The following is a 14,699-nucleotide window of genomic DNA, read 5'->3' as shown; positions in this document are numbered from 1 at the left end:
GCCACGGTGCCTATTGATCGCGCATAGTCACATTGATCCCCAGCTCGCGTGTGGTCGCAGCCAGTTTGTCGGCTGCTTCAGCATCGAGAACCAGCTGCAAGGTCCCCTGCGCGTAAGAGACCTTGTTCTCGTCGAGAACGGAGTAGAGGACTCGGAAGACCTGCGCGAGGCCGTCCGTCTTGTCTGGATTATCCAGCAAGGCGCCGACCAGCGGGAAGGATACGTACTTCTCCGTCGCTGCGGTGTTCTCGTCCTCTCCGTCTGCTTCTGTGGGCTCCGGCGTGTAAGGAGCCCTGGTGTTTCGCCCCCCGCGGACTGCGGCGCCCGCTCCGCCAGGACTCGCTGAACCGCTAGACAGGTCTGCCCCTTCGCTCTCGGCCTCTGCCCGGGGCTTGGCCAATCGCAGTCCCATAGAGGAGAGGTTGACCTGTGCGGGGTCGGTAACCTCCACGTCGTTGCCGTTGGCATCGACGATGCACAGGTCGCCAGCCTGGACGGCTTGATAGATGGCGTGCTGCAGGTCGGTGTCACCGGCGTAGAGAAGTGGCAACCGCGGTGTTTTCCAGAAGGCGTCGCGGATCTCCGGAAGGGGACGTCCGTAGTCCTGCTCGCGGAGATTGTGCAGGAGAGCTTTGGCAGTGAACTGGCTGTTGTTGAACGCTTTTTCGCGATCGACGAGGGCCTTCCACACCAGCGTGCCGTCCAGGGCGGTGTGGTGGTCGTCGTCGAAGTTGATCTGATCGAGGGAGCGATCCGCGAATGGATCCGGCTGGTACACGTACACCACGTGCTGGTACGCGCGTCGTATGGCCTTCTCCAGCTGGCTCTTGGCATCTGCGAGCTCGCGCTTCCCGGTAGCCTTGAGCTCGTCATCGCTCTCCACCTCGGGCGTCTGTAGCGCACGCAGCCGAGCGAGATACTCGTTCGCCATAACCCGAGCGTGCGTGCGGCGCTGTGAGTTAGCCGCGGCAAAAACAGCTGAAGAGGCCCACTCGACGGGTTGCCGGTTACTGCCGTCCCCCAGACCCGTCGCTGCGGTGAGCGCCTCCATGGTAGCCCGCTCGGTGCCGTTCCTCAGCGAAAACTGTGCGGGGTCGAGAAGTACAAGCCGCGTGGTACGTGCGTCGTCTAGCCCTGCCGTTGCAAGGACTTCAGCAGCGGGGCGGGACACGTCAGCCGTGACGAAAATCTTCTTCTTGAAGGGGCCGGAGTTGGAGAGATTCTCGGCGAACTCAGCGATGACCGCGTCTCGTTCCGAGCCGCGGCCTTCTGCCGCTGCGGCCTCTGCCTCACCGATGATCGACCGCTTGATGTTGTTGACCAGCATCCGGTAAGTGAGCTTCGTCGAGAGATAGTACCGAGCCGGCTTGTTGTTGCCGTGCCCAGGGACAACCTCCACCGCACTCATGCCCAGGTCCTGGTGCACCACGTCTTCCACGACCCCGTCGGCGTCGGCAACGCCATAACGGGAGTCGGGCACCGTCGTGGCGGCCTTGACCTCGGGTGCCGAGGCGCCCCGTCGGCCGCCGGGGCGGACGCCTACCACGCTGGTGAGGAAAATGTAGGTAGCAGCCCGTTCACTTGCCCGCGGGTTCGACTCGGACCAACCCACAAGTTCATCCCGGCCACGGTCCAGACGTCGTGCTGCTCCATCGTCGTCGCCCTGGTTGACGATCTCAATCTCCGCAAGGGACCGGAAGTTCGCGATTGTCCGCGCGTCGCCCACCAGACCCGACCCCAAAACAGCTTCCCTGACGTTGTTGTCGGACAGAGGCAGGTCACCCGGCCCGATAAGCGCCGGAACCCAGTGGCCTGCCTGGCCGCGCTGCTGCTGTGCGAAGACAGTGGCGGCGAAGACCCGGATCGTGGAGCGGACCCGCTGGAACCCGGAGACCTGTGCCCACTCTTTCTCCGCCAGATGCATTAGCTGCGGGTGGAAGGGGTAGGTACGTGCAACCTCGGAGGCGAAGTTGTCGCGCCACGGCGCGGGGAAAGCTTCCCAGACATGTCGGGACCATGCCCGATCCGCCAGAACGGATTCGTACGCCTCTGCAGTGGAAGCGACTACTTGGCTCGAGGGCATCTGCTCGAACAGACGCCGTCGAAGAATAGCGGAAAAATCGTCGCTCGTCGTGACAGTGGCAGACATACCGTTACGCTCAAGCAGGCCATGCAGGTCTGCACGGCGTTCCTTGGCTACCTCGCCGAGAGACAGAGCATCGGAATCGATCATCACAACGATCATGGCAACATTCGGGAGATCGTTGGATGCATCTAGCAGAGCCCGCAGGAAGGCCATGTCTTGGGCCGCGAGTTCGGGTTTATCGGCGCCGTCGAGCCCATTGCCGACATAGTCCATGATTTCATCGATCAGGATGAGCACCGGACGGTTCACTGCCCCGAGCGCCTCAACGATCTTGCTCTTGTCGTTGAAGTAGGGCGCGTAGTGCTCATACAGCGCGTAGTCCTTGGAGAAAAGCCGCCACAGAAAGCGCTCATAGAGGTTGGTGGCAGGACCATCGTATTGCTGGTCAGGCGCCCCCGGTGTCATGTTGTCGCAAGGAAGCACCACGACGTGTGGGTTGTTGAGGTCCGCAGGCAAGTCCCGGCCGAGGATGCTGCGCGCCTTGGCGAACACCGCCTGGCCAAGGTCGGTGCAGGCCAGCTCTGACGAAGAGGAAGCCAGGTGATAGCAGCCCACGCAGGCGTGGGACTTACCACCGCCCATCCCTTGGTCAAGCCGTGTGACCGATCGCGCCTTGAGATAGTCGTTACCACCGCCGAGGCGGATCGCGATCTCAGCCAAGAGGTCGACCAGCCGCCCCGTGGGATGCGTGATGTCACCATAGTAGGTGGGGTTGGCGTATTCCGGCCGCAGCGCTCCGGCCCCGTGGACCGCCTGGAACAGCGACATCTGCACGTCGTCGATCTGGCCGGATGCACTGATGATCTCGCGCCTGATCTTCAACGCCTGCCACCATGGCGTCATGCTCGCGCTGTTCACTGCGTGTGCGCTCCCTTAACGTTCTGCTCGGTCATCTGCAGATTCTTCGGCGTGTGGTAGGCAGGTGATATGCCGTCAGCGCAAGTTACAGTAGCTCCAGTTGCTGCCCGTCGGCCTGTCGCTTCTTCTCGGCCGAGTTTCTCGCCTGCACTGCGGTTCGGGCGGCGCTGCTGAGGCCGGTGCGGTTGCGCAGGATACGCGAGAACGCGATGGCATCCGGATCGGCGTCGGGCAGCTGTCCGGAGAGGAACCGCATGGTGGCCCACAGGTAGGTGTCGTCCGCGTCGCGGCCCGCTGCCAGCACAACCTCGCTGACCGCGGCCAAGCCGTCCTCGGACGCCTTGGCCATCGCGAGGACCACATCGATGACAGGAGACTCGGGAGTAATCACTGCCTTGAACTTCTCAGCCGTGACGAAGCGGCAGCCCTGACCCGCGTCAGGGGCCAGATCCCTCACTTCCGCCAGATCCATCGAAGCGGCTAGAACCTGCCAGCGCAGCTCCGACTTCGCTGTCACTTGCCGTCCATAGAGTCGGATCCACCACAGCGCAAAGCGCGTCCGGGCATCGAAGACTTCCAGCGGATGCTGATCGATATCAACTGCCATGGCCTCCTGAACAGCCTGGCGCGCAAGCGGAAGGAACGTGGCGACGTCCACCGGCTCAGCGCGCGAATCAAGGACCTGGCTATAGCGACCCACGGCTTCCATAGCGGGGCCTGCCGCCGCCATGAGCATGTCGGTCGGCGCGAGGCCGGACTTCTCCCACAGCCGGACTCGGGACGTGACCTCGTCCTTGACCTGGGCCTCGACCGCGGTCCTGCGCCCCTCGGGCCGGCCCGGTTGAGCAGGGCGGCAGGACATGGTGAGCGTAGTCTCGATATTGGCCTTGCCTTGGTGGCTTCCTGCTTCTGTGGTAGCCGGCCACGAGCCCGTCATCACGAGATTGGCCTGCGTGATGGCGGCCAAAAGGCGCTGCCAGACTTCTGGTTCCCCGTGTCCGAAGACAATGGTTACCAGACCGTCACGACGCACGACCCGGCGCATCTCCTGGAACGCTCGCGCGATGCTGGAGTCGTAGTGTTCCCGTGTTCTGTGCTCGTTCGGTGCCTCGCCTCGAACACGCTTGACGATGATCTCCTCGGCCTTATCCTGGGCGCCGCCTGCGTCGCTGGTGACCGATAGTTCTGGCCATGTAGCCGTCAAAGCACGTTTGACCCAGGAGTAGATCAAGTCCGAGGAATCTGCGTAGGCGACCATCTCGTCATACGGCGGATCAGTCACAACGACGTCCATCGAACCGGTCGCAAAGGAAAGGTCTGTCGCGCTGCCCTTCTGGACTACTCCCGGCGCCCCACGGCGTCCTTCAATCAGGTTGCGAAGCGTGCTGAGAGTGCTCCGTGACAGGGAGTTCAGGGTTCCCGGGCCGTCCCCGAGGCCTGCCTCGAAGAAATCGTAGGAGAAACCAATGGATCCCTGGTTGGCATAAATGTCGTGGAGCATGACGGTACCGCCTCGCTTCACCTCCAGCGTGGCGCTCCGGGTCGAGCGCCGGATCTTGCGTGCGATCACGGCGGCCATATATCCGGTCAGTGCCCGTGCGTAGTCCGTGCTCACGCCACCCTTCAGGAGATCTTCTCCGACCTCATTCACTGTGCGCGCCAGGCGTATGAAACTGAGAGTCTGACGCCCGCACATGAAGTCTCCGTATGTGCGGGCGCCGTAAATGGATGGGCCGATGATGTTGTTGTTGCCCGGCGCGATCTCCTCATTCGGAACCGCTGGCACAATCGGCGAGAACGAGCTCTCACTCCGCAGGGCGTCGTCGGCAGCGGCCGCGGCCTGCTGTTCTTCCCGGGTGATCTCCCGAAACACCTTCCCGAGACCATCGACGTGATCGGCAGCCAACAGCAATGCATCCCTGCTCAGTCCTTCGCTGGCCAGTCGCCTGTGCGTGCCGAGAGGGTGCACGTGATCGCAGAACGGGCAGACTGCGGACTTTCCTGCTATCTTGCGCCCGTCTGCGTCTCGGGCACTAGTCAGAGTGGGAGTGCGTCGAGGCGGGCCCTCATGCACGACCGCTTCGAATTCTCCTGTCGCCGGGTCGGCGTCGATGTAATACGATTGTCCCGCCTCGCCTACCTTCCGGAGTTCGTAGGAGCCGATTAGTGGGAAACGGCGCCCACATTCCTGACATGGAAGGGTAGTTGCCCACAGGTATCCCCATGTGGTTTCGCTTCGCGGATAGAACTCCCGCATGCTTGCCGTGAACCTCTCGTTGACCTCGTCCATGACAAGCGTCAGGTCCTCGAGGAGGCGTTGACCGGGGACAGACATCGGGATTCCGTCGTCTACCTGGCCCTGGAATGGAAGTGTGGGTTCCTCGTTCCAGTCTCGGAACGGGTAGTCAACGAGGAGAGTGCTGGCCAAGTAGGCTAGGTGAGAATAATCAACACCGTGCGCTGTGAAACCCAAGCGTGCTGCTTCCACGGGAATCATCCCGCGTCCCGAGAAAGGGTCGAGCATGGCCACGCCGTTGGGGTTTTCCCGAAGGACCTCAGCCCGCAGCTCGTTCCACGCTGCATACCGGCCCGTTAGCGCTTCCTTCACCAGGCTCTGCAGACGTCTCTGTTCGGACTCGTCCTCCGGCCACGGCAACAGGCTTGTGATCAGCGCGGCTTTTGCCTGGACGGTCGGACGGGCAGCGAACCATGTAAACATGCTGCGTTCGGCGTTGCCGGACCCCCAACCGACGCGGCTATTCGCGCTCACGTCAGCGCAGGGAAACCAGCGTTCGATCATGCGGGTCACGTGGACTCCTGGGTAATGGCGGTGCGATAGCGGGTGAGGCTGCTTCCAGGTACGCGAAATACTGCCTCTCCCAGCATCTCGGCGGAGAAGAGATTGGCAGGGTCGCGGTAGGCGCTGAAGAGTTCGCCGGTGCCATTGTGGCACTGATCCACGACGTAGAGCCAGAAATCGCTGCGGTGCTGGGTGGCCATGAGGACTTCATTGCCGGTCATGCGGATTCCGTCGGAGGCGGCGGAGTTCCAAACTCCCTTGACTTCGACGAGCCGCTGGTCGCGTCCGCGGACGGCATGCAGGTCGTAGCCACGGTTGTCGGTGTGGACGTCGGCGACTTTCCAGCCGTCGGCGACGAGGATGCGCTCGACCAAACGCATCGCGATCGTCTCAGAGTCTTTCTCCTCCGGGGTCGCCGGAGTCGCGGCGGGGTGGACACGGAGCCGGGCTTTGAGCACGGGATCGCTGATGCCGACCCGGCTCAAGGATTCGAGGGCTTCGAGCCGACGGGCCGCTTGCCGCTCAAGATGGCGTCGCAATGCCAGTCGTTCGTCCTTGGGCTCGATGCCGACAGTCAAGTCGAGTGGGAGATTGTTGAGGTCGCGGCCTGCGCGAGCGAACCATTCGCTGCGGACTTTCTGCTGCTCCTGTTGAGTTTTCCCAGCCATGGCTTGGGCAGTCTGCGTGGCGATGTCATCGCGCGCCGGATGGGGGGCCGTGCCGGGTTTGTCGGCAGGAACGAGGTTGGCCAGGGACTCCCAGCGGACCGGGTATGCCTGGCCGGTGTCATCGACCCGGATTAGAGCCGCCCAGGCGGTGGTGCGTTTGCCGCCCGCTTCGCTGAGAACTGCTTCAAACGCGTAGAGGTCATATCCCGTAATGCTGGTGGGATCGTCGACTGCACCGCTTTGGAACACGTCCGGCCCGAGGGCCTCGTCAGCCATAGTGATCAGGTTCGTGAACGCCGGCTCGCCGGGCCCCAAGGAGAGCACCTTGGAGGTGTCGACGTGCCGCGCGGCTTCGACGAGCGCCTCCCCGCTGGTGGCGACCTGGACCTCGGTGGCGCCTCCCAGCCCGGTCGGTAGGGAGTCGGGAGCACGCAGGAGCAGGATTCCCTCGCCCATGGCGGTGGACCGCTTCTGCAACAGCCCCGCATGATCGAGGCGGGTGAGGTAGGAGTCGACGATGGCAGGGTTGATGCGCTCCAGGAGGTCCTGCTGGAGCAGAACAAGAGCGGCCATGGCATCAACCTGGGTGGCCAGCCCCTCTTCTTGGACACGGGCGGACCGGGCGGCCCGTTCCAGGTCCACCGCCTCCACCTTCCGCACCGCGTCGAGGGCGGCGGTCTTGCGCCCCTCATCGTCGCCGTAGAGGTCCGTGAGCCATTGATCGTACTGGATGCCGGTCATCTCCGCGACCGCCGACAGGCTGTCGAACATCTGCCCGCCGAGCTCGTTGGCCGCGGTGACAAAGCGCTCCAGCAGTGTATGGAGCGTTTCGCCCTCCCGGGTGTCAGTCGCGACCAGGTTGTATAGGAAGACCTCGCGAGTCTGACCGACGCGGTGAATACGGCCCATGCGTTGTTCCAGACGCACCAGGGACCACGGGATGTCGTAGTTGACCAGGACGTGCGCGGTCTGCAGGTCGATGCCCTCGTTCCCGGCGTCCGTGGTGACGATGATCTGGTACTCGCCCCGTATGAAGGCCGAGCGGGCCTCGTCGCGCTCGGCATGGCGCTGCCGGCCCGAGTACATCCGGGCGCTGTAGCCCTGGTCGGTGAGCCGTTGCACGAGCCACGCCGCCGAGTCAGTGTACTCGGTGAAGACCACCGCTTGTTCACGGTTGCCCGGGTGGATGCCATGGGTTGCAAGGCACTTCGCCGTAAGATCACGCCACTTCGACGGTTCGTACCCGGGATCACCCAAGATCGTGTCGATCTGCTCGAGCAGGTTCTTGATGGCGGTCTGCTCGGCGCGCGTGGCCCTCGAGCCGGCATGCACGATCTTGGCTTCGTCCCTGGCCTCCTCGTCCGCCTCGTCCTGCCGCTGTGCCTCCAAATCAGCCTCGGCCTCGGTTTTCTCACCCATGTGTTGACCGCGGCGTCGCAGGGTCTCGGCGAGGGAGAACAGGGATGAAGCGGCCCGCTTGCCGTAGACCATGCGGGCGAGCGGCTGTGCCGTGGTCTGGAAGAAGGTGTCGACCATCTCCAGCGCCTGCTGGTAGATGCCGTACTCCTTTGCTGAGAGCGGGATACGGAAGTTGCGGGCCTGACGTCCCTGGAAGAGCTTGGTGGACCCGTCGTAGTCCACCAAGTCTTCCTTCATCCGGCGAAGGAAGTGGATGGGACCGGGGCGCAGCGGCTGCAGGCTGCCGTCGTCCTTCGCCCCGGGGTCGGGGTAGATGTCCGGGTCGACCAGATGCAAGAGGTGCCGAAAGAGCCATTCAGAGCCACGGTGCGGGGTGGCGGTCATCAGCAGTGCCCGGGGTGTGTTCTTTGCGAGCAGCCGTCCGACCTGGTGATATGCTGCGGCCGTGGGCGTGAGCCGGTGAGCCTCGTCGAAGACGACGAGATCCCAGCCTGCTTTGTCCGGGCGGATGGCGTCCTGCACCGCGCCGTTCACCGCGGCCAGCTCCAGGGAAACGACCCACAAGTCGTGCCCCGTATCCAAGGCATGCTCGCGCACCGTGCCCGCAGTGATACGACGCAACCCGCCACCAAAGAACCGGTCGAAGTCGGCCTGCCACTTCGTGGCGAGATTGGCTGGCGCCACGACGATTGCGCGGCGGATCAGACCGAGCCGCTGCATTTCCCGCAGATACATCCCGGCCATGATTGTCTTACCTGTGCCCGGCTCATCCGCGAGCAGGAACCGAAGATAGGGCTGCGGAAGCATCGCCCCGTAGACCGCGTTCATCTGATGCGCGTACGGACGCAACGGCGACGAAGCCAGCAAGGTCGTGCGAGCGTTTGTCGCGGCCGCGGCCATCCAACGAGTCCACATGCCTGCCAGTACCCGCGCTGACGGCGCCCGCCCGTCCTGGACGAGCGTCCCAACCCCGGATGCCTGCTCGGCGGTCAGCTCCACCTTGTGGAAGGTCCCATTATCATCCGCGACGAACAGTGTCCAGCTGCCGTCAGCGGAAGCGCTGGCCATCTCGATCGTGACCCAGCCGGGAACACTGATCGGCAGCTTCACTCGCTGACCTGGCTCGAACGTCATTCCGGTCCCGTCACTCTCCGCTGCTCCGCCTCAGCCGTATCAAGCGGCATCCGCACACTTTACCGGCGCCTCCATCAGCCCCAGCCGCTGCGGGTGCATGCCGCTCCGTGAAGCTGAGCGGCAGGCGCCGGGTACAGTGCGGAGGCCGTGCCTGACGAGCGCGGGCGCTCGCTCCATGCCTCATCGGGCACGTAAGAACGACGGGTGTATCGGCGAAGACAGCGGCCTTCGACCAGAGGAGCCCCCTTCGAATGCTGAGGGCCCGGTAGTTTCCTGCTGGCTGCCCACGTCTACTCACGGGCTCCTCCCGTGGCCGCCCCCGTTGGTTGCGGCGACTTTGCCGGGTACGGCGTGCGGCGGCGATGTGTTGTGCAGACTTGGCACTCGGATAAGAAAGCGGGCGGCGTGCTGCGGGAGGTGGAGGCCGCGGGTGGTCCACTATGCGGCGGTTTTCGTATCCCACCACCGGCGGCCGTCTGGGGTGCGGAGCTGTCCGCGTTGAAGAACCCGGACCGCGGCTGGAACGCCGTAGTAGTCGGTGAGGGAACCCGCTGCTGGTTCGGCAACCAGTTCTCGTTGATCGCACCGAACGTCGTTCCCTGCCCGTCCGCGCGGCCGCCGGAGCAGAACCGGCACCGATTGGCGGACGGATGGCAAGGCAGCACGGTGCGCGCGCTCTTGGAGAACCCCCGCTACACGGGTTATGCGTTTTTCGGGCGCTGGACCCGGCAGGAGATGCTGATCGACCCCGACGACGTGGCGGCGGAAGTGCGATCCGCTTCCGCCGATCGAGTCTCGACCGCATCGTGAGATCGAGAGAACCCGCACATCCGGAAATCGTCCCGATCGAGGAGTTCACTGAAGCTCAACTGCTGCGCCGCTCCAAAGCCTCCGGCGGACTCAAGACCGCGCGGAAAGCCGAACGCAGCGGCCGAGCCACGAAGCGTACCTACCTGTTCCGTGGACGAATCCGGTGCGCCTGTGCGGGCACAAGATGGAGGCTAGCCCCCGCGCGCACGACATGTACTACCGGTGCCCTGCCCGCACCCTCCCGGGGCACGGGCGCTGGAATCTCATCCGCCCGCGGTCTACCTCCGGGAAGACCCGATCCGCAAAGCGGTGAACGACTGGCTCGGACGCCTGTTCGACCGGGAGAACGTCGATGGGACCGTGGCTGCCCTGGTCGCTTCGCAAGGTGAGTCCGGCGGTGGCCCGAGCGAGCAGGCCCGGTTGAAGCAGAAGCTCGCCGACGTCGAGTCGCGGCTGAGCAAGTTCCACGCCGCGATCGAAGCGGGAGTCGATCCGGCTGCGATGGTCGACGCGATCAACTCGGCCCAGAACGAGCGAGCAGCGCTCAGAGCCGAACTGGAGCACGCACCCACGCCCAGCACGCTCACCGACGCCGAGATCCACGCCATGATCGATTCGTTCGGCGACGTCGGCTCAGCGCTCTCGCAGGGGACGCCGCCGGAAGGCCTGGTCAGCCTCTACGCGGCCGTCGACCTGCACGTCCACTACCAGCACGAGGACCGCGCAGCGGACATAGAAATTCACCCGGCACGGAGCCGGGTGAATAGTCTGCGTGTCCGAGGACGGAGCTGCGCACTAACCACACGAATCGAGCTTCCGGAGGTCGGCTAAATGGAGGCGGTCCGCTCGGCTTGCCAAACCTGGATGTCACCAGGCAGCAGGCATGAATCGTCAGGGGCAGGGTGGGGTCGGAATTATGGCGCGCCGACCCAGTTCCATTCTCCGGACTCGACCATGGACAGGTACTTCGGGATCGGAAGCGCTGTAGGTGGCAGGTGTGCGGGAGTGCCGTCCTTGGGGACGATGATATTCCGCACCATTGGCAATTGGGTCGGATCATCCGTGTCGCTGTCGGCCAGGTCGAATGCCACGATCCATGCGTTGGGGACCTCGCCGATTCCTTCGATGACGATCGTGGACCCAACCGCATCGTCGCCGTAAACCTCCGCCAAAAATTGTTCAGCGGCGCGGTTGGCGTCGTCTTTCGAAACCATTCCAGCTGCACTCCTCAGCCTGTCGCGCACCTACCGGTACGGCATGTATCCAATGCGGTCGACATTTTGTTCCAGCTCCGCGAGATTACCCGTTTGGCCATCAAGGAACTCCACCCCGTGCGGGCCGTGATGGACGTTGAACACGTGGGCCGTGGGCTTTATGAACAAGTCCGGGTTGCCCGGACGATTGATGTAGACCACACCACGTGATCCTGCACCGCGGGCGTGCATGTCCTTGATGATGTCATCATAGCTGGACACGTCCTGGAACCTGGCATTGGGATTGCCCAGTGCGGCCGGATCCGGCCACCGCGGGTTGTGCAACGGTGCGGTCGAGACCTCGACCCCGTTCAACCGATGTTCAACGGTGGCCACGTTGTTCGAGCAGTTCTCCACGTAGCCAGGTGTGCTCGCATTGAACCGAGGGGCATTGATGGCCTTTTCGCCATTCATCCACGAGTGCTGATCACGGAGGAACCACCTCCTCATGGCCGGATTCGCCGAGCCTGCGTGGATCGCCGGTTCGGAAATGTGTGACGTGGGGCGTGCAAGAAAACGCCAGTCCTTGGCCATGCTGAAGGCAGCTTTGCCGAGTTTCGCCAACTTGCCTATGGGAATGACCGTCAACGCGGTGTCGACCAAAATTGAGGTGAGGCTGCCTTCGCCGGTGGCGGCGTAGATGCCGGCGTCGATGGCCAGCGCCGCGCCGCCGGTGATCCCGGCGGCCACTAGGAACGCTCCTCCGACGGCATTGCCGATCACCGGGATGGCCTGCAAGGCAAGGCCAACGACCGCGAGTCCCGCGGAGACGATCTTCAGGGCCTCGGAGATGTTTTTGAGAGCATCTTTGTTCTCCCGGATGAAATCCCGTCCCTGGCCGATCAGATCCAACGTGCCCGGGGGTTCCTGGAACCGCATTCCTTTGGCCGCTTCGATGCGGTTCGCGCATTCCTGCGCGGCGGCGCTCATCTCGGTACGCAGCCCATTGGCCTTGTTCACGCAGTCCTGCCACGCCGCACGGGCGGCGGATACGGCCGCCGACGCGGCGTCCGCGCCGGAGCTGTGGGGAGCTGCGGACGACGGGACCTGTCCGGCCGGGGCATGGGCCAGGTGTGCCTGGTTGGCGTCGTGCGCGCGCTGCAGGCGACCTTCGCTGGCCTTGACCTGATCCCAAAGTTCCGGCGCCCGCTGCGCCAGCGGGCGCATCGTGCTCTGCAGATCCGAAAGCCGCGAGGAAAAGGCGGTCAACGCTTGGCCGACCTGGCTGAAGGCAGTGCCGGTGGTCCGCAAATGCGGAGGCAGGTCCGAGCTGAGCTTCTCCCGGAACTGATCACCCTCCGGACCGACGAACTGACCGGTATCCATCCCGGTGATCCGGTCAGCGGCATGGGAGGCGTTCTGACCGAAACGCTCGTAGCGCTGGGCCGACGCGGCGATCGCCTCCGGAGATCCACCCAGCGAGAACAAGTGAGCCGGAAAATCGGACATCAAGACCTACCCCCACAGCACCGAACGAGCTGCGACGTGCCGACACCTCGTCACGGGCGGTACCGCGGCCAGCAGCGCTCGTGTGCGGCAACCACCCATGATCACAACAGATCATCATGAGTCTACGACACCGGCCGGATGCCCCTATACGGAACGAAAAATGCGGCCCCGGGGCAGACCACCGCACCTCGGTGGGGCGGGACCGCGGCTTGACGGACTTACCCGCGAGCCGTCCTATTCGACGACCGGACGATGGTGATCATCTTGACGGTGCCGACCAGTACGCCGAGGAATCCGACCTTGCGGGCGACGTAATCGGCGCGGCAGAGAAGGCGTCTGTCATGCGAAGACCGAGGCTTCCCGCAATCGGCCGTGGTGTGTTGCTCCGTTCCGGTGGTCCGTCCGCCGAGCGCGTCGATGCCTGACCAAGGTTGCGTCTCGTTGGCTGGATGTATGTCGAGCGGAGCGGAGCGTGAGCATGTCGAGTCGAGAGGACGGGAGGCGGGATGTCTTGGCGGGCTGGGTCGGTGCCCGCCCATGCACGCGTCGACGTGGCGGTGATCGGCGGTAATGGTCGGGTGGTGGCGGAGTACTTCGATGCTGGAATTTCCCGTCGTCGTGGTTGGTGGCAGCGTCCGCGGGCGACTGCGTTGCTGGCGGCGTTGCCGGATTCGGGGCGGAATTTCGATGCGGTGGTGATCGGTGAGTACGAGCGGGCGTTCTCTGGGGATCAGATGACTCGGTTGCTACCGGTGTTCGAGCGGCATGGTGTGGCGGAGAGGTTACCGGAGACAGAGGGCCCAGTTGATCTCGGAGACCCTGCGCATCGGGCGTTGTTGTTGATGTTGGGTAGTCAGTCGCAGCGCGAGGTTCTACGTGCTCGTCACCGGACTCTTGCGGCGATGCGTGCGCAGGCCGCTGGGCAGGGGCGGTATTTGGGTGGACGACCGCCTTATGGCTATCGGCTGGTGGAAGCGGGTGCGCATCCGAACCGTGTGCACGCGGGGTGGGGTCGTCGGTTGAGGCGGTTGGAGCCTGATCCGGCAACATCACCGTATGTGGTGCGGATGTTCTTCGAACGCCTGGCAGGTTCCAGTGTCGCGAGCATTGCCCGCGGGCTCAACGAGGAAGGGGTTCCATGCCCGGCTGAGGTCGATGCGGAACGCAATGCACACCGGGGTCGGCGATGGTGGACGTTGCGGACGGTGGCCTGCATCCTGGCCAACCCGCGGTACACGGGTCGGCAGGTGTGGAACAGGTACGGGACTGATCATGACCACTCCCGGCCGGTGCGCCGCCCGAACCCTGCGGCTGAGTGGACGATCTCCACACGGGTGACCCACCCTGCTTTGGTCACGGAGGCCGATTTCGTTGCCGCGCAATCGATCCGCGCGCCGCGCAAGGCGGGTGACGGCACGGTGCGGACGTATGCGTTGGCTGGCCTGGTGCGCTGTGGTGTGTGCGGGAGGCGGATGGACTCGCACTGGATAAACCGCCGGCCTGGTTACCGGTGTCGGCATGGGCACACCAGCAGTCGTCCGCGAACAGCCGACCAACCCAGGAGCCTTTACGTCCGTGAGGACCGCTTGCTGGATTGGCTCACCGCTCAATCAGCGCGCGCTCGGTTGAAGCGGTGATCCTTATGCGTGAAGCAGGTGAGACGATCACCTGCAGCGCCGCGACCTGGCAGCTCTGCGAGCCGCCGATCCTGGCAGCACACAGACGAATTACCCCATGAACCACACGGGTTCATGGGGTAATGACGTGTCCGAGGGGCGAGTTGCGCACTAGCCACACGGCTTCTTCTTCCCGAAACAGCCTGAAGCAGAGGGCTGTTTGCTGTCCTGTGCGTCCCATCGGGAATTCGTCCAGGACACCGTGTTGGGACAGGTCGGGTTGCTGGGTTACCTGCGAAGACGTGGAGTTCCCCAGGGGAGGGCGGCTGTTATGGGGCGTCCCGACATGTCCCTGAAACGGCTTTTGACGACGTGGTGACCGGACGAGCACTCACCAGTGACCGAGTATTTTGGCGGCGTCCCGCCACAACCTCTTCAGATGCGATGGGTCTGGCCGCTACCGGCGGGTTGGGGTGGCCCGCGGGGCATCCGGCCCGTGGGACCCGGCCCGTATCGCGGGGGAGGCAGGGGCGTTACCTGGGGAGC

At 64.1% G+C, this 14,699-nt stretch carries 8 protein-coding genes; 3 read left to right on the top strand and 5 right to left on the bottom strand.

Features of this window, described 5'->3' with window-relative positions; genetic code table 11:
- Positions 1-10 precede the first annotated feature (10 nt).
- The 3 genes from INP57_RS24035 to INP57_RS24025 form a co-directional block, all read right to left on the bottom strand.
- A complete protein-coding gene (locus tag INP57_RS24035) occupies positions 11-3,004 on the bottom strand; it encodes a DUF499 family protein (RefSeq protein ID WP_200072588.1) in 2,994 nt (997 codons plus the stop codon).
- 85 nt (positions 3,005-3,089) lie between these two features.
- Positions 3,090-5,813: a DUF1156 domain-containing protein gene (locus tag INP57_RS24030; protein ID WP_200072587.1), complete on the bottom strand. Its 2,724-nt coding sequence runs from the start codon at positions 5,811-5,813 to the stop codon at positions 3,090-3,092.
- Positions 5,810-9,001: a helicase-related protein gene (locus INP57_RS24025; protein ID WP_200072586.1), complete on the bottom strand. Its 3,192-nt coding sequence runs from the start codon at positions 8,999-9,001 to the stop codon at positions 5,810-5,812. The genes INP57_RS24030 and INP57_RS24025 overlap by 4 nt, the downstream gene beginning before the upstream one ends.
- A 429-nt stretch (positions 9,002-9,430) precedes the next feature.
- Between INP57_RS24025 and INP57_RS24020 the strand changes: the two genes are divergently transcribed.
- Together INP57_RS24020 and INP57_RS24015 are read left to right on the top strand one after the other, a co-directional pair.
- Positions 9,431-9,835, top strand: a complete 405-nt coding sequence (locus INP57_RS24020) for a recombinase family protein (protein ID WP_233628150.1) — start codon at positions 9,431-9,433, stop codon at positions 9,833-9,835.
- A 309-nt stretch (positions 9,836-10,144) separates the two neighbouring features.
- Positions 10,145-10,666: a hypothetical protein gene (locus INP57_RS24015; RefSeq protein ID WP_200072584.1), complete on the top strand. Its 522-nt coding sequence runs from the start codon at positions 10,145-10,147 to the stop codon at positions 10,664-10,666.
- A gap of 83 nt (positions 10,667-10,749) precedes the next feature.
- On the opposite strand, the gene INP57_RS24010 is transcribed toward INP57_RS24015, so the two are convergent.
- Positions 10,750-11,049, bottom strand: a complete 300-nt coding sequence (locus tag INP57_RS24010; RefSeq protein WP_200072583.1) for a YrhB domain-containing protein — start codon at positions 11,047-11,049, stop codon at positions 10,750-10,752.
- Positions 11,050-11,079: 30 nt separating this feature from the next.
- On the bottom strand, positions 11,080-12,537 hold the full coding sequence (locus tag INP57_RS24005; RefSeq protein WP_200072582.1) for a toxin glutamine deamidase domain-containing protein: 1,458 nt from the start codon (positions 12,535-12,537) through the stop codon (positions 11,080-11,082).
- A gap of 506 nt (positions 12,538-13,043) precedes the next feature.
- Between INP57_RS24005 and INP57_RS24000 the strand changes: the two genes are divergently transcribed.
- Positions 13,044-14,174 (top strand): recombinase family protein, encoded by a 1,131-nt coding sequence (locus INP57_RS24000; RefSeq protein ID WP_200072581.1) that lies wholly within the window; start codon positions 13,044-13,046, stop codon positions 14,172-14,174.
- The last annotated feature ends 525 nt before the right edge of the window (positions 14,175-14,699 follow it).

This window comes from Saccharopolyspora galaxeae (assembly GCF_016526145.1).
In the GTDB taxonomy this organism is placed as follows: domain Bacteria; phylum Actinomycetota; class Actinomycetes; order Mycobacteriales; family Pseudonocardiaceae; genus Saccharopolyspora_C; species Saccharopolyspora_C galaxeae.
The sequence above is the reverse complement of the archived record's forward strand: the minus strand, read 5'-3'. Positions and strand labels throughout refer to the sequence as shown.

What these genes read in the sequence shown, in the direction of transcription:
- INP57_RS24010 (WP_200072583.1), bottom strand. Translation starts at nt 11,049, where the DNA reads ATGGTTTCGAAAGACGACGCCAACCGCGCCGCTGAACAATTTTTGGCG.
- INP57_RS24005 (WP_200072582.1), bottom strand. Translation starts at nt 12,537, where the DNA reads ATGTCCGATTTTCCGGCTCACTTGTTCTCGCTGGGTGGATCTCCGGAG.
- INP57_RS24000 (WP_200072581.1), top strand. Translation starts at nt 13,044, where the DNA reads ATGTCTTGGCGGGCTGGGTCGGTGCCCGCCCATGCACGCGTCGACGTG.